Below are 18,905 nucleotides of genomic sequence, written 5' to 3'. Positions count from 1 at the left end.
GCCCGGTCAGGCCAGTGTCTTGCTCGTGTCTGCCAGCGCTTCCGTATCCACTGCCCGGCCCTGGTTCATCCACTTGCGCGCGAGCTTCAGCTCACGCGCGTTGTTCACGGCGATGACACCTCTCACATGCCCTTCGCCCACGAAAAACAGCGTCGCGCGTCGCGCGGCAAGCTCGCCGCGCACGACGAGCTGCGCATCGGCCGGCAGATCGCCGAGGATCTGCAGGTTCACGTCGTACTGATCCGACCAGAACCACGGAATCTCTGCGTACGGTGCGCGCACGCCCAGCACGGCCTTCGCGGCCGCGATCGCCTGGTTCTGCGCATTGGCCCACGATTCGAGCCGCACGCGCCGCTTCAGCCAGCCGTTGTGATGGTTCGCGACGTCGCCGCACGCGAAGATCGCCGGGTCGCTCGTCGCGCCGAATTCGTCGACGACGATGCCGTCGTCGATCGCCAGCCCCGCGTCGCTCGCGAGCGACGCGTTCAGCGCGAGGCCGATGCCGGCCACCGCGAAATCGGCGTCGATCGTCGTGCCGTCGGCGAGCGTCGCGCGTACCTTCGACGCGTCGTCCGGCTGGGCGTCGAGCGACGCGAGCGCCGCGCCGAGCCGGACGTCGACGCCGTTCGCGCGATGCAGGTCGAGCAGGAAATCCGACACGATCTGCGGCACCGAGCGGCCGCACAGCCGCGGCGCGCCTTCGACCACGACCGCCTCGACGCCGAGCTTGCGCGCGGTCGCCGCGACTTCGAGGCCGATCCAGCCGCCGCCGATCACGAGCACGCGCCGGCTCGCGCGCAGCTTCTCGCCGAGTGCGGCCGCTTCGTCGAGCGTGCGCAGGTAATGCAGGTTCGGCGTCTTCACGAGCGCGTCCGGCAGGCGGCGCGACGTGCCGCCGGTCGCGATCACGAGGCGGTCGTATTCGATCTCGCGGCCGCTTTCGGTACGCACCACGCGGCGCGCACGGTCGATCGATGCGGCGCGTTCCGGCTGCCACGCCTCGACGTTCAGCGCGTCGAACTCGTCGGGACGCACGACGCGCACGGTTTCGATGTCGGCGTCGCCGGCCAGCACGGCCTTCGACAGCGGCGGCCGCTCGTACGGCAGATGCGGCTCGTCGGCGATCATCACGAGACGGCCCGCAAAACCTTCCGCGCGCAGCGTCTTCAGCACCCAGCCGGCGGCCTGGCCGCCGCCGATCACGACGACCGTGCCCGGCGCGGCGTGCGCCTGTGCGTTCTCTTCGCTCACGATTTGCGCTCCGTCATGAACTTGCCTTCCGGCGCCTTCGCGTGCTTCTGCCGGCGCGTGTTGCCGTCGAGGCCGCCGTCGACGGCCCATTCGGCGAACACGGTCGGGCCCGGTTCGAATTCGCGCGGCTGCCACTCGGGCGTCAGCATGTCTTCGTCCGCGTAGTACTCGATCAGGCCGCCGGCCGGGTTCTGGAAGTACCAGAAGTACGCGGACGACACCGGATGACGCCCCGGGCCGAGTTGCGTTTCCCAGCCGCAGCGGTCGATGTGCAGGCCGCCGCCGAACACTTCGTGGATGTCGCGCACGGTGAACGCGACGTGGTTCAGGCCGCGTTTTCCGTTCGGCAGCGCGAGCAGGAACAGGTCGTGGTGGCCGCCGTGCGGCGCGCAGCGCATGAACGCGCCGCGGCCCGGGTAGCGGTCCGACGTCTCGAAGCCCAACAGCTCGTGATAGAACTTTTCCTGCGCGTCGAGGCAGTTCGTGAAGAACACGACATGCCCGACCTCGACCGGCTCCGCACGCGCATAGATCGGGCTCGGCTGGTCGACGCGCAGCGTCCGGCCCCACACGTTCGACGGCGAGCCCGTGATGTCGAGTGCGCGCTTGCGCGTGACTTCGATGCGGATCGCCATCCCGTTCGGGTCGGTGCAACCGAACGCATCCTTCCGCGCATAAAAGCCGGGCTGGCCTGCAAACTTGCCGCGCAGCGCGTCGAGTTCCTGCTGCGTCGCGACGCCCCACGTGACTTCACGCAGCGTCGGGCCCGCTTCGAACGCGGGCGGCAGCGCCGGGTCGTCGGCCTTGACGACCAGCACGGTGCAGCCGTTCAACGTCTCGAAGCGCGCCTGCGTGTCGTCGTGCTCGACTTCCTTCAGCCCCCAGTCGGCGAAAAAGCGCCGGCAGGTGGCGAGATCGTCGACCCCGTACGTGATCTGCTCGATTCCCAGAATGCTCATTGCGTTTTTCCCCTTCGCTCAGTTCGCCCACGGCAGCGGCGCGTCGTTCAAGCCCCAGTAGAGGCTCTTCTGCTGCATGTACTCGCGGATGCCGAGACGCCCCTTCTCGCGGCCCATCCCGCTCTCCTTCCAGCCCGAGAACGGCGTGGAGATCGAGAACAGCTTGTACGTGTTGATCCAGACGGTGCCCGTCTCCAGCGCGCGCGCGATGCGCCATGCGCGCTTGTAGTCGCGCGTCCAGATGCCGGCTGCCAGGCCGAACACGCTGTCGTTCGCCTGCGCGATCAGCGACGCTTCGTCGTCGAACGGCATCGCGACGAGCACGGGGCCGAAGATTTCTTCCTGGCAGATGCGCGCGCTGTTCGGCAGGCCTTCGAGAATCGTCGGCTGATAGAAGAAGCCGTTCTCGCGAACGTCGCCCGACGGCCGCTCGCCGCCGCACAGCAGGCGGCCGCCTTCCTCGAGGCCGAGCGCCACGTAACGCTCCACCGACTCGCGATGCTTCGCGGTGATCAGCGGCCCCATCTGCGTGTCGGGGCGCGTCGGGTCGCCCACGCGCAGCTTGCGTGCGCCCGCGACCAGGCGCTGCATGAATTCGTCGTACACCGCGCGCTGCACGAACAGCCGCGAACCCGCGATGCACGCTTCGCCCGACGAGCTGAAGATGCCGTACAGCACGCCGTTCACTGCATGATCGAGATCGGCGTCGTCGCATACGATCGTCGGCGACTTGCCGCCGAGTTCGAGCGACACGGGCATCAGCTTTTCCGCCGCGATGCGCGCGATGCCGCGCCCGACTTCCGTGCCGCCCGTGAACGACACCTTCTTCACGAGCGGATGGCGCACGAGCACGTCGCCGATCACCGAGCCCTTGCCCGGCAGCACGCTCAGCACGCCCTTCGGCACGCCCGCCTCCTCGCAGATGCGGGCCAGCGCGAGCGACACGAGCGGCGTGACCTCGGCCGGCTTGAGCACCACCGCATTGCCGCCGGCAAGCGCCGGCGCGAGCTTCTGCGCGTCGGACGCGATCGGCGAATTCCACGGCGTGATCGCCGCGATCACGCCGATCGGCTCGTGCACGCTCATCGTCAGGTAGTCGCCGCGCGACGGCGTCAGTTCCTCGTCGAGCGTTTCGAGGCACGCCGCGAAATAGCGGAACGTGTTCGCCGCGCTCGCCACCAGCACGCGCGTCTCGCCGATCGGCTTGCCGTTGTCGCGGCGCTGCAGGTTCGCGAGCGCCTCGTGGCGCTGCATGATCAGGTCGGCGATGCGGTACAGCACCTGCGCGCGCAGGTGCGGCTTCAGCCCGGCCCAGTCGGCGCGGCGCCAGGCGGCGTCGGCGGCCACGACGGCTTCGGCCGCGTCTTCCGCGTTCGCCGTCGACACTTCCATGTTCAGCGACTGGTCGGCCGGATAGATGCTCGCGTAAGGCGCGCCACGGCCGCGCCGCCATTCGCCGCCGATCAGGATGTTGCCGTCGGGCACGAGGCTCGTATCGAAAGGAGTCATGTCACAAGTCCCACAAATCTGTCTCTGCACGTCCGCCCCCGCGGTGGCGCGGGCGGACATTCAATGGCCCGGTCAGATCACGCAGCGGGCCGCGCGGTTGCGCAGCGCGCGGATCGCGCTGTACGCCGTCAGCGCGGACGTCTTCGGGTTGTCGGGCAGCGGCTTGCCGCTCATTTCCAGCGACATCTCGCCGAATGCGCCGCGCGCGGTGATGCGGTGCACGTTGCGCTCGACCGCCGGATCGGCGATCAGGCGCACGTGCGTCGCGTCGAGGCCGAGGCCCGCGAGCGCCACGGTGGCCGCGACGTTCGCGTTCTTCGGATACAGGCGCGCGGCGTCGCGCGCGGTGCCTTCGAAGATCACCTTTTCCGCGGTCATCGCACGCAGGTCGCACATCTCCTCGGCGGGCGTGCCGAGCCAGCCGAGCGGCGGCTTGCGGCCCACGTACAGCACTTCGTCGAGGCCGCCCTGCTTCGCGGAGGCCAGCGCGTCGATGCCGCCGATCGCGCCGGACAGCAGCGTGACCGTCGCGTCGCCTTCGTCGGCCGCCTGCGCGAGCACGTCGAGCAGCGCGAGGTCGGACAACGCGCCGATCGACGCGACCGCGCAGTCGGTGCCGGCCTTCAGCAGCGGCACGACGTGATCGACGAGCGCGCTGTGGCCCGCGCATTCGAGCGCGAACTCGGGGCGGCGGCCCAGTGCGTCGACCGACGACACGACCTCCACCGCGCCGCCCAGCACGCCCTGCACCGCCGCGCGCTGGTGTTCCGGCACGATCACGTGTGCGATGCGCAGCGACGCATCGTGCTCGACCGCGTGGTACACGGCCGCGCCGATCGCACCGAAGCCGATCATCGCGACGTCGACGGGGGCGTGGGCCCGCTTTTGCCCGTTAAGCATACTGGCGCTCCGTCGGCGCTTCCTTCTTCACCGGGGGGCCCGCGAACTGCGATGCGAACGAGCCGACCGACAGCATGTCGACCTCGACCATCACCGGCCCTTCCTTGGCCATCCCTTCGCGCACGATCGCCTCGGCGTCGTCGAGCGACGTGATCCGGTAGTGCGTGAGGCCGAAGCTCGCGCAGAACTGCGCGAAATCGGGCTGGTGCAGTTGCACGAAGCAGCGGCGGCCGCCGTAGTGCGCGTCCTGGATGTTGCGGATCACGCCGTAGCACTGGTCGTTCATCAGCACGATCATCACGTTCGCGTTTTCCTGCACGGCCGTCACGAGCTCGCCGACGTTGACCATCAGGCCGCCGTCGCCGACCAGGCAGACCGTCTTGGCCGCCGCGCCCGCGAGCGCCGCGCCGATGCCCATCTGGATGCCCTGGCCGATGCCGCCGCCGAGCGCATGCACACCCGAGCGCGGCTCGAAGATCTTCAGCAGGCGGTTGCCCCACGTGCTGTTCGAGATCGTCACGTCGCGCACCCAGTTGTAGTCGCGGCCGACCGCCCCCTGCAGCGTGTCGACCAGCTTCTTGTACGGCCCGAGGCCCTTCGACACGTCGGCCACCGCCTGCTCGCGGGCTGCCGCGAGATCGGCCGCGAACTGCGGATCGACCGACAGGCGGCCTTCGAGCCGGTCGGCCAGCTCGGCCAGCACGCGCTTCGAATCGCCATGCACGAACAGCTCGTTGCGATAGCCGCGGTTGTCGGCGAGTGCCTCGGCATCGACGCGGAACAGCGGCTGCGGCAGCGCGAGCTTGTACTTCAGCGTTTCGTTGCCGCGCAGGCGCGAACCGACGACGACGAGCGCGTCGCAAGTCTTGTAGAACGCTTCGACGGACGCGTGCACGTTGAACGCGCCGAGCGTCGCCGGGTGATCCTCCGGCAGCACGCCACGGCCCTGCACGCTCGTCACGACGCCGAAGCCGAGCTTCACGAGGCGCTCGACTTCCGCGCGTGCATGGCGCGCGCCGCCGCCGAGCCACAGCAGCGGGCGGCGCTTCGCCGCGAGGGCGTCGGCGAGCTTCGCGACGCGTGCGGAATCGTGCTCGCGCACCGTGACGTGCGCCGGTGCGAGGTCTTCGGGCCATTCGATTTCAGCTGCCTGGATGTCGATCGGAATCTCGACCGACACCGGGCCCGTCGGCGCCGTCTGCGCGACGCGCACGGCTTCGCGGATCGTCGGCAGCACGGTTTCGACGGTGCGCACGCGGAACGCGGCCTTCGAGATCGAGTCCAGCATCGACAGTTGATCCGGCGCTTCGTGGATATACGCGAGATCCTGGTCGAGATACGGCGTCTCGATCTGCCCCGTGATGTGCAGCAGCGCGGTGCCTGCCGTCAGCGCCTCGACCATCGCGCCCGCCGCGTTGCCTGCCGCCGTCCCCGTGCTCGTGAACGCGACGCCGAGGCCGCCCGACACGCGGGCCAGGCCGTCGGCCATGTTCAATGCGCCGGCTTCGCCGCGTGCGCCGACGTACCGGATGTTGCCGCGCGAGTTGATCGCGTCGAGGATCGGCATGTTGTGGATCGAGATGACACCGAATGCGGTCTTCACGCCGCACTGCTCGAGAAAGGCGGCAATCAGCTCGCCAACCGTGGTTTTTTCAGACATGGCGTGCAAAGCCTCCAGAAACGTCGATATGGCTGCCCGTCGTGTAGGACGACAGATGCGTTGCGAGATAAAAAAGTGCCCAGGCTGCCTCGTCGGGCTTGCCGAAGCGGTTCAGCGGAATGTGCTTCGTGCGGGCGATCGCGCCCGTCCAGTCCTCCCAGCTTTCGCCGGCCTGTGCCTGCGCTTCGTAACGGCGGCGCCACTGGCCCGACTCGACGATGCCGATCAGGATCGAGTTCACGCGGATGCGCTGCGGCGCGAGTTCGTTCGCGAGCGACTTCACGAGGCTCAGCACGCCCGCGCGCGCCGACGACGTCGCGACCATGTGCGGCTCCGGCTGCAGGGCGAGCAGCGAGTTCACGCAGGTGATCGTCGGCGCCTGCGCATCGCGCAGCAGCGGCAGGAACGCGCGCGTCGGGCGGATGATGCTGAAATACTTCAGTTCGAGCTCGTCGCGCCACGCATCGTCGGTCGTGTCCGCGAAGGTCGACACGCGACCCTGGCCGGCGTTGTTGACCAGCATGTCGGCGCGGCCGAAGCGCGCGGACACCGCTTGCGCGAACGCGGCGACGTCATGCTCGTCGAGCACGTTGCAGCGGGCGGCGAGCAGTTGCGCGCCCGGGTATTTTTCGTTGAGCATCGCCTCGGCGCGCGCCAGGCGCTCGCCGTCGCGGCCGCAAATCGCGACCGATGCGCCTGCCTGCAGGAACCGTTCGGCGGTCGCGAGGCCGATGCCGGACGAACCGCCCGTCACCACCGCCACCTGCCCGGTCAGATCGATCTGGATCATCGGAGTCCTAATGCTTTCATAAACGTGTGCTCGTCATCCGAGCGGTAATTGAGCCGCCGCGACAGTTCCGCCGCCGCGCGCTGCACCTTGTCGATCAGCCCGTCGGCGATCAGCGCCGCGTCGATTTCCGGCCGCGGCACCGTCACCGTGATGCACGCGACGATCTTCTGCGTCTCGTTGCGCACCGGCGCCGTGACCACCGAGATGCCGCGCTCGAACGACGAATTGCTGACGCCGTAGCCGCGCAGCGCATCCTCGCGGATCACTTCGTACAGTGCGTCGACCGTTTCCGGTGTCGCGTTCGTCATCCGGTTCAGCGTGCCTTCCGGATACAGCGCATGCAGTTCCTTCAGCGACAGGTCGCCCATCAGCACGTGGCCGTGCGTCGTCGCATGCGCGGGCAAGCGCGTGCCGACGTTCACGCGGATCGAGCTGAACACCGGCGACTGGCTCTGCGCCTTCGCGACGAACACCACGTCGCGGCCGTCGCGGATCACGATGTGCGTCGTGAAGCCGGTGGCGTCGCGCAGGCTCTCGATCACGGGCAGGCCGAGATCGGTCAGCTCCAGCGAGCTCAGGTATTCGAAGCCGAGCCGCAGCACGGCGATGCCGAGCTTGTAGTTGCGATCCTTGTCCGCGCGCTCGAGGAAGCCGAGCGATTCGAGCGTCTGCAGCAGGCGGAACACCGTCGTGCGCGGAATGCCGAGCCGCTTCGACAGCTCGGGCGCGCCGAGAACGGGCTCGCGCGGCGAGAATTCGGCGAGGATCCGCAGTCCGCGTTCGAGGCCCGGCACCACGTAGCTGGCTTCGGCCTTGTCGTTTTCGGGTTCGGGTCGTTGCAGCGGTTCGTTCATGCCAGCCCCCGCTGTTGGTCGCACTGACGGCAGAACGAGTCGATCAGTGCGGAATAGACGGCCGGAGCCTCGACATAACCGGCATGACCGGCTTGCGGAATCACCTGCAGCCCGACGTGCGCGGCCGCGGCGATCCGCTCGCACGCGGCGGGCGGCGTGATCGCGTCGTTCGCGCCGACGGCCACGGCCGTGCGACCGCGAAAGCCGGCGAGGTCGGCCGCGAGATCGGCGTTCGCGAGCAGATGCGTGGCCTGCGCGTAGCCGGACGGCACGATGCGCGCCATGTTCCAGCGCACCCACGCACGTGCCTCCTCGTTCGCGAAACCGGACAGCATGTTGCCGCTGCGCTGCTCGGCGAGCCCGGCCGGGCCGAGTTCGGCGAGCATCGCGAGCCGTGCGTCGCGGCGCGATTCGCGTGTTTCGGCCGGTGCACTGCCGTAGCCGCCCGCGGGCGACACCAGCAGCAGGCCGGCGATCCGCGCGGGCATCACGCGGGCGAGACCGCCCGCGACGATCGCGCCGAGCGAATGGCCGACCAGCACGCAGCGTTCGATGCCGAGTGCCTCGAGCCACGCGTTCAGCGAGGCCGCGTAATCGGCGGCGGCCGGCGACGCGCCGTGCACGGGCGTCGACACGCCGTAACCGGGCGCGTCCCACGCGAGCACGCGCCGCGACGCGCCGAGCGTGTCGAGCTGGCGAACCCACGATGCGGCGCCCGAGCCGATGCCGTGCAGCAGCACGACGGGCAGCGCACGGCCCGCGTGCTGCGCGCCGGCCTCACGGTAGCCGATCGTGCCCGCCGCGCCGGCCGCGCAACGCTGCTCGGGAAACTGCCCGAGCAGCGCGGCGAACGCCGCGGTGCGCTCGCGCTCACGTTTGTCGATGACACTCATTGCTTCACCCGTCCCGTCTCAGCGCTTGATCTTCGCGAGCGGCGAATCGGGCGGATATGTCGGCGTGACCGGCTTCGGCGAACCGAGCATCACGCACATCAGCGCATCTTCCTCGCCGATGTTGATTTCCGTGCGATACACGCCCGGCGGCACCGAGATCAGGTCGCGCTCGCCGAGGATCGCTTCCCACGTCTCGCCGTCGCGCTCGCAGATCACCTTCATCTTGCCGCGCAGCACGAAGAAGATTTCCTCGACGTCGATGTGGATGTGGCTCGGGCCGATGTTGCCGGCCGGGATGACCATCGTCGAGAACGTGAAGTTGCCGGCCGGCACCGTGTTGACGTCCTTCGCGACGCCCGTGCCGCCCGTGCCGACGTAGCGCATCTGCGCGCGGCGGTACTTCGGGTCGTAGTCGGCCTGGAACTTCAGTGCGTCCCAGTCGTAGCGCCGCGTCGCGTAGCGAGCAACGCGCCCTTCCATCCAGTCGTTGAAGCTTGCGCCTTCCGGCTGGTCCCACGACTTGCGTTCGAGATCGGCGTCCGCCATCGTCCTCTCCTTCATCAGAGTGAAAACTTCAATTCAATTCATTACGAAGCCGCCGTTCACCGGCAGCAATTGACCCGTCACGAAGCGCGCGCCGTCCGACAGCAGGAACAGCACGGGGCCCGTTACGTCGTCGGGCACCTGCGCGCGCGTCAGCGCGCGGCCCTGCATGTAGAACGCGTGGCGCTCGGCCGGCACGTAGGCCGTCGCCTCGACTTCCGTCAGCCCCGGCGCGATCGCATTGACCGTCACGCCGTGCGCGCCGAACTCGCGCGCCTGCGCATGCGTCATCGCGATCACCGCGCCCTTGCTCGCGACGTACGCGAGCAGCTTCGGCGCGCCCCACAGCGCGGTGTCCGATGCGAGGTTCACGATCGCGCCGCGCCCCGACTGCGCGAGGTGCGGCAACGCCGCATTGCTGACGAGCCACACGCCGCGCACGTTCACGTTCATCACCGCGTCCCAGGTCGACACGTCGAGCTCCGTCGACAATTTGCCGCCCGAGTTCGTGATCGCCGCGTTGTTGATCAGCGCATCGATGCCGCCGAGCGCCGCCGCGCCCTGCGCGACGAACGCGTCGACGCTCGCCGGATCGGCCAGGTCGAGCGTGAAGAAATGCGCGATGTGACCGGCTTGCGTGAGCTGCGCGGCCAGCGCGCGGCCCTCTTCGGCGAGCACGTCGCCGAACGCGACCTGCGCACCCGCCGCGACCAGCGCCTTCACGAACGCCGCGCCCAGCCCGCGCGCGCCGCCCGTGACGAGCACGCGGTGCCCCGGCAGCGACACGACCGGAGCGAGCTCAGCCATTCGAGGGCTCCGCCGCGGCCTGCGCCGCGCGATGCGCGTCGAGCGCGGAAAGATGCTCCTGCGCACGCTGGCGCAGCATCCGGCGCACGCGCGTGATGCCGACGTCGTGCTGGTACAGGTATTCGTGATCGCGCGCGTGCGGCGCGAGGCTTTCGAGGACGTAGCGGTCCTGCTCGAGCACGTCCCAGTGCAGGCCCTCGAGGCGGTTGCGGTACATGAAGCGCCACACGTCGCGCTGCCAGCCGCTGACCTTGCGCGTGCGCCAGAAATAGACCTGGCAGTTGTCGCCGTCGACCGGCGTCGCGAAGCCGATGATCCCGAAGTTGCCGCCGGGGCCGAACTTCTGCTTGTACGGAATCGCGAGGCGCATCCACAGGCAGCCCGTTTCGCCGAGCTCGACCCAGTCGAAGTTCACGTCGCGCTGGCCGATCTTCTCGAACATCAGGCCCGTTTCCGTCTTGCGCACGCGCATGTCGGCCTGCTTGTCGCCTTCGGCCATCGAATGCGACGTCGCGTGCAGGTACGCGCCGTGCATCGGGTCCATCACGTTGTCGATCGCGTACTGGTAATTGCACTTCCAGTTCGACACGCACAGGAAGTGGCCGTATTCGTCGGCGACCAGTTCTTCCGGCAGGTTCAGCGGCGCCGGCTCGCCGTGCGCTTCGTCGCCGAACCACAGGAAGATCGCGCCGGCCTTCTCCTCGACCGGATAGGACTTCACGCACTTCGTGCCTTCGAGCGGACAGTTCGACACGGCCGGCACGCGGTTGACCGTGCCGCCGCCGTCGACTTCGATGCCGTGATACCAGCACGCGATGTTGCCGCCGAGGTTCCAGCCGAGCGACAGGCGTGCGCCGCGGTGCGGGCAGCGATCTTCGAGTGCGTGAACCTTGCCCTCGTGATCGCGCCACAGCACGATCTGCTCGGACAGGCGCGTGAGGCCGACGGGTGCGTTCGACACCTGCCAGCTCGGCGCGACGGGATACCAGTAGTTCTTGATGCCACGGTCGAGATAGTCACGGACCGGGTCGTGTTGGACTGCGTGTTGTACGGGGGACGTCATCAGTGTGCTCCGGATGCGGTTGTCGTCGGGTCGGCGGTCACGCGCTCGGCGCGGTCATTCCGCGAGCGAGGCCATTTCGGCGCGGAAACGCTCGGCGGTCCACGCGGTGCCGTCCGGTGCGCGGAAGCCGATGCGGTTCAGGCCCGCGACGACATCGTCCAGCTCGGTCGCGCCGGCTTCGAACACGCGTTCGAGCGCATCGCCGAGGTCGTTTTCGTACTGGGTCGGGGCGGCCTTGCGGTTCTGCCAGACCTGGTTCTCGACCTGGCCGGGGATCTCGATCTGCCCCTTGCCCGCGACGTTGTTCGGCTGCGGCGCCACCCACGGCTTCAGGAAGGGATTGAAGTTGACGGTCGCTTCTTTCATCGGTTACTCCACCTTGATCTGGATTTCCTCGCCGGCAAGGCGCACCGCGTACTGCTTCAGCGCGCGCCCGCCCGGACCCTTCAGGCATTCGCCCGTCCTGATGTCGAACACGGCCTCGTGCAGCGGGCATTCGACCGTGCCTTCGTCGACGAACCCCTGCGTCAGCAGCGCGTACGCATGCGGGCACACGTTCTCGAGCGCATACACGTCGTCGCCGACGCGGTAGATCCCGATTTCGACGCCGTCGGTCCGCTTGAACTCGATCGGCGTGTCTTCCGACAGCGCGCCGGCGTGCCCGGCGCAAATCCATTGTTCAGACATCTCACACCCTTCCTTCTGATCGACTCTCAGTTTGTTCCGATTTGTTCCATACCCGGAACAGCAGTTTATGGATGGTGATTATAGGAGCGACTTTTCACGAGTAAAACAAAAAGCTGCACGCCCTAGGGAAAACACCGACCATCGGGTCGGCAGTCGCTTCCGCCTGCCTTGCCAAATGTAATTTTTTGTTGTGTAGCGGGCATTTACGGCCTTTTTTCGGGCGTCGTGCACCGCAACCGGGCAGCGGCACGGATTCCATCCGTCCCGAAAAAATTATTTTTGATACGGCGCTCGGCGCCCCTATACTCCATTCCATCAGAGGCACGTTGTTCCTTGTATGGAACATAAAAAATGCCCGCTCGATGGCGAAGACGCGCAACGGCAGGCCGTTCCCGCGCAGGCCGCCACGGCACGTTTTCATCAGGTTGGAGATTCAGGAGATCAAATGGTCAAGCATGCGGTAGCAGCAACAGTGATCGGATTGGGCGCCGTGTCGGGCGCGTGGGCGCAGAGCAGCGTGGTGCTGTACGGCAGCATGGATGCGGGGGTCGCGTACGTGAACAACGTCGGCGGCCATGCGAAATGGGCGATGATCCAGGGCAATACGCAGCCCGACCGGTGGGGCCTGAAGGGCAAGGAAGACCTCGGCGACGGCCTGTCGGCGATCTTCCAGCTCGAAAACGGCTTCTATACGAACAACGGCCAGTTCGCGACCGCGAACACGATCTGGAACCGCGCGGCCTTCGTCGGCCTCAGCTCGGAACGCTACGGCACGCTGACGCTCGGCCGACAGACGCCGCTGTCGTTCGACTATCTCGATCCGCTCAGCACGGCCTACCTCGCGATGAGCTGGTATGCGTTCCACCCCGGCAACATCGACGGGCTCGCCGCGACCGGCAACGTGCCGTACAACAACGCGGTCAAGTATCGTTCGCCGACCTTCGCGGGCTTCTCGGCCGCGGCGACGATGGCGCTCGGCAACACGACGAACTTCTCGACCGGCAAGTCGGTCGGCGTCGCGCTGAACTATGCGAACGGGCCGTTCAAGGCGTCGGCCGTGTACTCGAACGAGCACGACCGCTCGATCCTGATCGGCACGACCGGCATCACGTCCTTCCAGGGGCAGAACACCGCGAACGGCTACATCGCGAACAAGGTCGAGAACATCGGCGCGGGCGCGTCCTACCAGTTCGGCGACTTCCTCGTGCATGGCCTGTACACGCGCACGAAAATGCAGTCGAACGGCTATTCGGACACGTTCCAGAGCTACGACGCGGGCGTGAACTACCGCAGCAGCGCGTTCAACACGATCGCGGGCGGCGCGGCAACCACGACGCTGGCCGGCCGCCGCTGGACGCAGGTCGAACTCGGCGACATCTATTCGCTGTCGAAGCGCACGCAACTCTATGCGAACGTGCTGTACGAGCACGGTTCGGGCGGCGCAAAGGCCGCGTTCTTCACGGCCGGCGTGTCGAGCACCGCGAACCAGGTGGTCGTGCTCACCGGGATCCACCACTCGTTCTGAACGGCGCCGGGCAGCCGGTGCCTGAAATGAAATGAGGGGCCCGCGGGCCCCTCGTTTTTTTGATTGCGGTGCCGCGTGCGGCGGCCCGCCCGACAAGTCGGCGTCAGAACATCGCGACCTTGTGGCGCGCGTGCGCGAACGTCGGGTCGCTTTCGAGCGGACGATAGTTCAGGCGCTGGGACAGGTCGACCGCCGCGCCGCACACGGCTTCGACGAGCCGTTCCTTCTCGCCGGCCTCGCCGATCTCCGAGCGCGGCACCGTCGCGGTGATCGCCGCGACGATCGAGCCCGAGTGATCGCGCACGGGCGCCGTGACCGCCGAAATGCCGCTCTCGAACGCCGCCTCGCTGACCGCATAACCGAGCCGCGCGTAATGGCGCACGCGCTCGTACAGTTCGTCGACGGTGCCCGGCGTGCGCTCGGTGAACTGCTCGAGCCGCTTTTCCGGATAGAGCTGGCGCAGTGCGTCGCGCGTCAGGTCGCCCATCAACACGTGGCCATGCACGGTCGCATGCGCGGGCAGACGCGTGCCGACGTGCACCTTCACCGAACCGAACATTGACGCATTGCTCTGCGCCTTCGCGACGAACACGACGTCGCGCTGGTCGCGGATCAGCAGATGCGTCGACAGCCCCGTCGTATCACGCAGCCGCTCGAGCACGGGCGTGCCGAGATCGGTCAGTTCGAGCGAATTCAGGTATTCGAAGCCGAGCCGCAGCACGCCGACGCCGAGCCGGAAATAACGGTCGCCGTTCACGCGCTCGAGGAAACCGAGCGCTTCGAGCGTCTGCAGCAGGCGGAACGTGGTCGTGCGCGGAATGCCGATGCGCTTCGACAACTCGGGCGCGCCGAGCACGGGCTCGCGCGCGGAGAATTCGGCGAGGATCCGCAGCCCGCGTTCGAGCCCCGGCACCAGGTAGGACGATGCGCCGCCGGACGATTCGTCGTCGCCGGGCGCCGCGGATTCAGGCGCGTCGCTCATCGTTGTCTTGGCCATGTGGACATGGACGGAAGGAAATCAATCACGAAACGGGTCATGGATCGTCGTGGACAGGCGGCCATGCGAGCCCGGCGCGCACGCGGGCTCGCACCCGCGTGAATCGCCGCGGCGCGGCATGCGCTTCCACGGCCCCACGAATAGTCATTCACGGTCGAGAGGATAGCAGCGATGGACAGCGCGGCGCCATGCGGAAATCGCCGGACGACGCGATGGCGGCCGTGGGCGCGGCGAGCGGCGGCCGGCGTGGCAGCCGAAGCCGCGCCGCCTACAGGCGCGACAGGTGAACCCGGATGTTCGCGCGGTCATACGTGAATCCGCCGGCCGCGTCCGGCTCGAGCACCCGCGCAAGGTCGACCGCGTACATCCAGCCGCTGCCCAGGCGGCCCCCGTTGATCGCCCGGATCCGGCTGCCGCCGACGGCGATCGCGGCATGAAAAACGGTGCCGCCCCGCGAGAAGCCGACCGCGGTTCCGGCCGGAATGCTCGCGCGCCCGTCCCACTCGCCGCCGGTCTCGAAGTTGAAGCGGGTCCGCCAGTGCTGGCCGATCGTGTCGAGCAGCGCACCGGGCGCGATCATCGCGTCACTGCGCAGCAGATACCGGACATAGGCCGCGGCGTCATAGCAGACGCCGCCGGACACGTATTCGTTGATGTCGGCCATGCCGAACATCAGCGCCTGCGCGTGCTTCTGCCGTTCGGCGAAACCGGATTGGGCGACGTGCCCGCCTAACTGGCTCAGTTGCATGGGTGGCTCCTCGTGAAGAAGCAGGACGTCATCGTCCTGCCGACGCAATAACGTCATATGTTATTACGATATCCGGCCACGCCCGCATTCCGGCCCGGGCGTCACGGCATGCGGGCGGCCGATGCCGACGCGGCAGCGGCCGCATCGGGATTCGGCGCGAGCCGCAGGCGCACGCGCAACGGCTGCAGCATGTCGGGCGGCGGCAGTTCCGCCAGCGGGCCGGCCGTAAGCAGTTGCCGCAGTGTCGCGTCTGCATCGGGATCGCCGAGCGACGCGAATTCGACACGCGTGACGGCGCCGTTCGGGCCGATCCACGGGCGCACGACGATCGCGGGCAGCGGCGCTCGCGTTCAGCACGCGCGCCTCGAGATAGCGGTGCAGTTGATCGCGCGCATCACGGCACCCAGCGCCAGCGCGATCAGCACCTCAATCAGCGTGAATCCCCGTTGCGGCGTCCGCGCCGTGCGCGATCCGCCGCGCGCATGGCGGTTGTAGTCGGTTCTGTCGTCGCACATGACCGGCATTCTTGTCGATGGATCGTCGTCCGGCGTGCCGATCGCGGCACGCAGCCGCATCGCCGGCGCGACGGACGCCGTGCACGGACGTCAAGCGCCGCGTATGGCACACACGTGTCGAATGGTACGGACCATTTGGCGCGGGCAGCCCGGACGGACAGGCACCCGGGCGCGCCGCATCCGCTATCGCGACGGGCACGGCACAACGCGGCCCGGCGGGCGGGCAAACGGATGGAAAACGGGAAGCGATCGAAAGAAACACCCGGCAGCGGGTGGTGAGCGGTGAAAGCGATCCTCGGGCGGAATCGCCGCGACGGCGTCAGGCCGTCACGGCGGCGTCATACTCGGCGCGGGCAAGCTGGCCGGCGGCATAAGCCTCGGCCTCGCCGCGAAAGCCTTCCCGGCTGAACGCAACGACTTTCACGCCGACGCCGGTCGCCCGCTTCACCGTCAGCGCCCATTGCCATCCGCCGTCTTGTTCAAAGACGTGCAGCGAGGGTTCGAAGGAAGGGTCGATTACGGTCACGCGTTTTACTCCTGCCCCCTTGCGCGCCGCATCGGCGACGCTCGGGGCATGTCGAAAGGGTCGCGCCGGGATACGACGCGCTTCTGCCATTCGACAGTCTAGTCAAGGATTGTTGCGACGCACCATCAGAGGTTTCACTCATCTATCGGTACCGGGCGGTCGATCGAATCTACCTGAAACCCATATGGGATGGGGCTCAGCGCCGTTTCACGGCGCACGGCGCGACATTCGTGCGGCAACGTGCCGCACACGCGACCGCTTGCGTGTGTCGGTCGCCCGTGCCCCGCAAAGAACCGGGGCGCGAATCGCCCGGCGATCCGGGCACCTCGGCGACGAGGATCGTTACCGGCCCGTACCAGCCGGCATCACGCGCCGGAACGTCAGGTTCACGCGCTCGCCCTGCACGCCCGGCGCCTTCGGCACGCGATGCTGCCATTCGGCCTGCGTGCGCCCGCGCATCACGAGCAGGCTGCCGTGCACGAGGCGATACGCATGCGTGACACCGGTCGCGCGATGACGCAGGTCGAACACGCGCATCGCACCGAGGCTCACCGACGCGATCACCGGCGCATCGCCAAGCTCGGGCTCGTTGTCCGCGTGCCAGCCGAGGCTGTCCAGCCCGTTGCGGTAGCGGTTGAGCAGCACGCTGTTGAAACGCGCGCCGCACGTCGCCTCGACCGCGCGCTTCAGGTCGAACACGGCCGGCGTCCACGGCGCCGGCACGTTGCGGATCCCCGAATACACGTAGACGGCATCCGGCTCGCCCTGCCATGCGGTGAGCCGCGGCAAAGGAATGCGTCCGCGCGGCGTGCGGATCGTGTCCTGACGCCACGCGACCTCGTCGATCAGCGCGGCCAGCGCGCGATCGGCATCGGGCGGCGCCAGCCAGTCCGGGTACCAGTCCACGTCGGGAGCGGGCGTGTCAGCAAAGAGATCGGGCGTCGACATGTCGGGAGGAACGGGCGATGAGCGGAGCGAACGGTGCATGCCTGCATACTAGCCAACGGCGTCGCACGCCGCCATGCGCTGTCATTCGCAGACGAGGCGGGCTGCCGCCCGCCCGGTTCCCGCTGACGACGGGCGGGCGCCGGCCCAGCGAATGGTTTCCCCCGGACGGGAACCGTGCGCTACCCGCCGCGCGTCAGCCGGATCAGCGTGATCTCGGACGGCACGCCGAAGCGGTTCGGCGGCCCCCAGTATCCGGTGCCGCGGCTCGTATAGAGCCACAGATCGCCGAAGCGGCTCAGCCCGCCGATCACCGGCTGCTGCAATCGCACGAACGGCGGCCACGGCAGGAACTGGCCGCCGTGCGTGTGCCCCGACAACTGCACGGTAAACCCCGCGCGGTTGGCCGCTTCCGCGCTGCGCGGCTGGTGCGCGAGCAGGATCTTCGTGGCCACCTCGCGCGGCGCACCCGCCAGCGCCTGCTCAGGGTCGCTGCGATGGGCGGGATCGAAACCGCCCGCCGTGAAGTCGGTGACGCCCGCGAGCACCGCGTGCGCGCCGTCGTGATCGATCAGCACGTGCTCGTTGAGCAGCACCGTCAGCCCGATGCGCCGGAATTCGTCGATCCACGCGTGCGCGCCCGCGTAATACTCGTGGTTGCCCGTCACCAGGAAGCTGCCGTGCCGCGACTGCATGCGGCCGAGCGGCGCCGTGTGCTCGCGCAGGCGCTTGACCGAGCCGTCGACCACGTCGCCCGTCACGACGACGAGGTCGGCATCGAGCGCATTGACCGCACGCACGATCCGTTCGACATAGGGCCGCTTGATCGTCGGCCCGACGTGGATGTCGGACAGTTGCACGATCGTCAGCCCGTCGAGCCCCGCCGGCAGCCCCTCGACCGGGATCGACACGCGCTTGACCGCCGCCGTGCGGCGCGCGCCGACGAACCCGACCACGGTAACGAACACCGCACCGACCAGCACGCCGAGCGCCGTGCCGGTCGCCGCGCCGGGCCACGCGCCGTCGTGCCCGAGATGCCGCCATGCAAACACGCCGAGCAGCACGAATTCGCGGAGGAACGTCAGCAGAAGCAGCGACGAGAAGAAGCCCATCACGACCGAGCCGGCCCAGCCGACCAGGGTCGCGGCCCAGCCTTCGTCGAAGCGGCGCGAGAACATGCCGACCGGAATCAGCACGACGAAGCTCGCCAGCATGAGCGCCGCGATCGTGCGCACGACCGGCGACGCGAACGCATCGGGAATGATCCGCATCCCGACGTACAGATGGAACAACACGCCGATTGCAATGAACCGGACAAAAAAACTTCGCATGGAACGTTCACCTTCGTTGCGATACGGCCTTGACGCTTCCGCGACGTGCGTTGCACGAGGCCGTGAGGCTCCGTTCCGCGCGCCGCGCCATGCGTACGATGGTACACAGATCGCGGCGGCGACGACCGGTCGCCGGATTTGGCGTCGATGCCGTCCGGCACGGCGTGCGACCGCGCCCTCATCGGCCCGCCAGGTCAGCCTGATTCCCGCGCGTCAGAACGACAATCACCCGTTTCCGCACCGATTCCGCTCTCCCGACATCGCAAATTCAGCCCAGCTCCGTTCGTCTGACGATCCTTTACAGTCCGTTAGCAACCCTACGCGAGCCCGCACTGGCAGAATCGCGACGACCCGGTCTGCGTTGCCCCCGGTTGCGGACACGCGATGCCGGCCATGCGGACA

General features: G+C 68.1%; 21 protein-coding genes. 1 reads left to right on the top strand and 20 read right to left on the bottom strand.

Features of this window, described 5'->3' with window-relative positions; all coding sequences use genetic code 11:
• Positions 1-6: 6 nt before the first annotated feature.
• From ACTJLD_RS20195 to ACTJLD_RS20135, 13 genes are all read right to left on the bottom strand, one after another.
• On the bottom strand, positions 7-1,251 hold the full coding sequence (locus tag ACTJLD_RS20195) for an NAD(P)/FAD-dependent oxidoreductase (protein WP_027789373.1): 1,245 nt from the start codon (positions 1,249-1,251) through the stop codon (positions 7-9).
• Positions 1,248-2,210: a VOC family protein gene (locus tag ACTJLD_RS20190; RefSeq protein ID WP_027789374.1), complete on the bottom strand. Its 963-nt coding sequence runs from the start codon at positions 2,208-2,210 to the stop codon at positions 1,248-1,250. The genes ACTJLD_RS20195 and ACTJLD_RS20190 overlap by 4 nt, the downstream gene beginning before the upstream one ends.
• A gap of 18 nt (positions 2,211-2,228) precedes the next feature.
• Positions 2,229-3,719: an aldehyde dehydrogenase gene (locus tag ACTJLD_RS20185; protein WP_440659490.1), complete on the bottom strand. Its 1,491-nt coding sequence runs from the start codon at positions 3,717-3,719 to the stop codon at positions 2,229-2,231.
• 72 nt (positions 3,720-3,791) lie between these two features.
• On the bottom strand, positions 3,792-4,619 hold the full coding sequence (locus ACTJLD_RS20180) for an aspartate dehydrogenase (RefSeq protein WP_440659489.1): 828 nt from the start codon (positions 4,617-4,619) through the stop codon (positions 3,792-3,794).
• Positions 4,612-6,279, bottom strand: coding sequence for a thiamine pyrophosphate-binding protein (locus ACTJLD_RS20175; RefSeq protein ID WP_059697595.1), 1,668 nt, complete (start codon positions 6,277-6,279; stop codon positions 4,612-4,614). The genes ACTJLD_RS20180 and ACTJLD_RS20175 overlap by 8 nt, the downstream gene beginning before the upstream one ends.
• Positions 6,272-7,069 carry an SDR family oxidoreductase gene (locus ACTJLD_RS20170; protein ID WP_048022634.1) on the bottom strand — a complete coding sequence of 266 codons (798 nt, stop codon included), beginning with the start codon at positions 7,067-7,069 and terminating at the stop codon, positions 6,272-6,274. The genes ACTJLD_RS20175 and ACTJLD_RS20170 overlap by 8 nt, the downstream gene beginning before the upstream one ends.
• Entirely contained in the window at positions 7,066-7,923 is an 858-nt protein-coding gene (locus tag ACTJLD_RS20165) for an IclR family transcriptional regulator (protein WP_027789379.1), read from the bottom strand. The genes ACTJLD_RS20170 and ACTJLD_RS20165 overlap by 4 nt, the downstream gene beginning before the upstream one ends.
• On the bottom strand, positions 7,920-8,816 hold the full coding sequence (locus ACTJLD_RS20160; RefSeq protein WP_440659488.1) for an alpha/beta fold hydrolase: 897 nt from the start codon (positions 8,814-8,816) through the stop codon (positions 7,920-7,922). The genes ACTJLD_RS20165 and ACTJLD_RS20160 overlap by 4 nt, the downstream gene beginning before the upstream one ends.
• An 18-nt stretch (positions 8,817-8,834) precedes the next feature.
• Complete coding sequence (locus tag ACTJLD_RS20155) at positions 8,835-9,362, bottom strand: cupin domain-containing protein (protein WP_021161513.1); 528 nt, start codon at positions 9,360-9,362, stop codon at positions 8,835-8,837.
• A gap of 33 nt (positions 9,363-9,395) precedes the next feature.
• A complete protein-coding gene (locus ACTJLD_RS20150) occupies positions 9,396-10,166 on the bottom strand; it encodes an SDR family oxidoreductase (protein WP_440659487.1) in 771 nt (256 codons plus the stop codon).
• Positions 10,159-11,229, bottom strand: coding sequence for an aromatic ring-hydroxylating dioxygenase subunit alpha (locus tag ACTJLD_RS20145; protein ID WP_059697603.1), 1,071 nt, complete (start codon positions 11,227-11,229; stop codon positions 10,159-10,161). The genes ACTJLD_RS20150 and ACTJLD_RS20145 overlap by 8 nt, the downstream gene beginning before the upstream one ends.
• Positions 11,230-11,283: 54 nt before the next feature.
• Positions 11,284-11,595, bottom strand: coding sequence for a recombinase-like helix-turn-helix domain-containing protein (locus ACTJLD_RS20140; protein WP_027789383.1), 312 nt, complete (start codon positions 11,593-11,595; stop codon positions 11,284-11,286).
• A 3-nt stretch (positions 11,596-11,598) separates the two neighbouring features.
• Positions 11,599-11,916 carry a non-heme iron oxygenase ferredoxin subunit gene (locus ACTJLD_RS20135; protein ID WP_027789384.1) on the bottom strand — a complete coding sequence of 106 codons (318 nt, stop codon included), beginning with the start codon at positions 11,914-11,916 and terminating at the stop codon, positions 11,599-11,601.
• 445 nt (positions 11,917-12,361) lie between these two features.
• On the opposite strand from ACTJLD_RS20135, the gene ACTJLD_RS20130 reads away from it, so the two are divergent.
• Complete coding sequence (locus ACTJLD_RS20130; protein ID WP_060083660.1) at positions 12,362-13,441, top strand: porin; 1,080 nt, start codon at positions 12,362-12,364, stop codon at positions 13,439-13,441.
• A 103-nt stretch (positions 13,442-13,544) separates the two neighbouring features.
• On the opposite strand, the gene ACTJLD_RS20125 is transcribed toward ACTJLD_RS20130, so the two are convergent.
• The 7 genes from ACTJLD_RS20125 to ACTJLD_RS20095 all read right to left on the bottom strand — a co-directional run bounded on the left by ACTJLD_RS20125 (position 13,545) and on the right by ACTJLD_RS20095 (position 18,503).
• On the bottom strand, positions 13,545-14,438 hold the full coding sequence (locus tag ACTJLD_RS20125; protein ID WP_119337281.1) for an IclR family transcriptional regulator: 894 nt from the start codon (positions 14,436-14,438) through the stop codon (positions 13,545-13,547).
• A gap of 268 nt (positions 14,439-14,706) precedes the next feature.
• A complete protein-coding gene (gene tecA, locus ACTJLD_RS20120) occupies positions 14,707-15,186 on the bottom strand; it encodes a type 6 secretion system effector deamidase TecA (RefSeq protein WP_021161519.1) in 480 nt (159 codons plus the stop codon).
• 101 nt (positions 15,187-15,287) lie between these two features.
• The gene (locus tag ACTJLD_RS20115) at positions 15,288-15,509 is read right to left on the bottom strand and encodes a hypothetical protein (RefSeq protein WP_440659486.1); all 222 of its coding nucleotides are present in this window, start codon (positions 15,507-15,509) and stop codon (positions 15,288-15,290) included.
• A gap of 27 nt (positions 15,510-15,536) precedes the next feature.
• On the bottom strand, positions 15,537-15,701 hold the full coding sequence (locus tag ACTJLD_RS20110; RefSeq protein WP_260435251.1) for a PulJ/GspJ family protein: 165 nt from the start codon (positions 15,699-15,701) through the stop codon (positions 15,537-15,539).
• Between the two features lie 319 nt (positions 15,702-16,020).
• Positions 16,021-16,227, bottom strand: coding sequence for a hypothetical protein (locus ACTJLD_RS20105; RefSeq protein ID WP_027789389.1), 207 nt, complete (start codon positions 16,225-16,227; stop codon positions 16,021-16,023).
• A 342-nt stretch (positions 16,228-16,569) separates the two neighbouring features.
• Positions 16,570-17,175 (bottom strand): alpha-ketoglutarate-dependent dioxygenase AlkB family protein, encoded by a 606-nt coding sequence (locus ACTJLD_RS20100; protein ID WP_230948734.1) that lies wholly within the window; start codon positions 17,173-17,175, stop codon positions 16,570-16,572.
• Positions 17,176-17,354: 179 nt separating this feature from the next.
• The gene (locus tag ACTJLD_RS20095) at positions 17,355-18,503 is read right to left on the bottom strand and encodes a metallophosphoesterase (protein WP_321838971.1); all 1,149 of its coding nucleotides are present in this window, start codon (positions 18,501-18,503) and stop codon (positions 17,355-17,357) included.
• Positions 18,504-18,905 lie beyond the last annotated feature (402 nt).

Source organism: Burkholderia sp. 22088, assembly GCF_052045915.1.
Lineage (GTDB): Bacteria > Pseudomonadota > Gammaproteobacteria > Burkholderiales > Burkholderiaceae > Burkholderia > Burkholderia cepacia.
Note: the sequence above shows the minus strand (reverse complement) of the source record. Positions and strands in the feature narration are given on the sequence as shown.

Coding starts and splice junctions, on each gene's coding strand:
- ACTJLD_RS20190 (WP_027789374.1), bottom strand. CDS start 2,210: ATGAGCATTCTGGGAATCGAGCAGATCACGTACGGGGTCGACGATCTC.
- ACTJLD_RS20185 (WP_440659490.1), bottom strand. CDS start 3,719: ATGACTCCTTTCGATACGAGCCTCGTGCCCGACGGCAACATCCTGATC.
- ACTJLD_RS20180 (WP_440659489.1), bottom strand. CDS start 4,619: ATGCTTAACGGGCAAAAGCGGGCCCACGCCCCCGTCGACGTCGCGATG.
- ACTJLD_RS20175 (WP_059697595.1), bottom strand. CDS start 6,279: ATGTCTGAAAAAACCACGGTTGGCGAGCTGATTGCCGCCTTTCTCGAG.
- ACTJLD_RS20170 (WP_048022634.1), bottom strand. CDS start 7,069: ATGATCCAGATCGATCTGACCGGGCAGGTGGCGGTGGTGACGGGCGGT.
- ACTJLD_RS20165 (WP_027789379.1), bottom strand. CDS start 7,923: ATGAACGAACCGCTGCAACGACCCGAACCCGAAAACGACAAGGCCGAA.
- ACTJLD_RS20160 (WP_440659488.1), bottom strand. CDS start 8,816: ATGAGTGTCATCGACAAACGTGAGCGCGAGCGCACCGCGGCGTTCGCC.
- ACTJLD_RS20155 (WP_021161513.1), bottom strand. CDS start 9,362: ATGGCGGACGCCGATCTCGAACGCAAGTCGTGGGACCAGCCGGAAGGC.
- ACTJLD_RS20150 (WP_440659487.1), bottom strand. CDS start 10,166: ATGGCTGAGCTCGCTCCGGTCGTGTCGCTGCCGGGGCACCGCGTGCTC.
- ACTJLD_RS20145 (WP_059697603.1), bottom strand. CDS start 11,229: ATGACGTCCCCCGTACAACACGCAGTCCAACACGACCCGGTCCGTGAC.
- ACTJLD_RS20140 (WP_027789383.1), bottom strand. CDS start 11,595: ATGAAAGAAGCGACCGTCAACTTCAATCCCTTCCTGAAGCCGTGGGTG.
- ACTJLD_RS20135 (WP_027789384.1), bottom strand. CDS start 11,916: ATGTCTGAACAATGGATTTGCGCCGGGCACGCCGGCGCGCTGTCGGAA.
- ACTJLD_RS20130 (WP_060083660.1), top strand. CDS start 12,362: ATGGTCAAGCATGCGGTAGCAGCAACAGTGATCGGATTGGGCGCCGTG.
- ACTJLD_RS20125 (WP_119337281.1), bottom strand. CDS start 14,438: ATGGCCAAGACAACGATGAGCGACGCGCCTGAATCCGCGGCGCCCGGC.
- tecA (WP_021161519.1), bottom strand. CDS start 15,186: ATGCAACTGAGCCAGTTAGGCGGGCACGTCGCCCAATCCGGTTTCGCC.
- ACTJLD_RS20110 (WP_260435251.1), bottom strand. CDS start 15,701: ATGTGCGACGACAGAACCGACTACAACCGCCATGCGCGCGGCGGATCG.
- ACTJLD_RS20100 (WP_230948734.1), bottom strand. CDS start 17,175: ATGTCGACGCCCGATCTCTTTGCTGACACGCCCGCTCCCGACGTGGAC.
- ACTJLD_RS20095 (WP_321838971.1), bottom strand. CDS start 18,503: ATGCGAAGTTTTTTTGTCCGGTTCATTGCAATCGGCGTGTTGTTCCAT.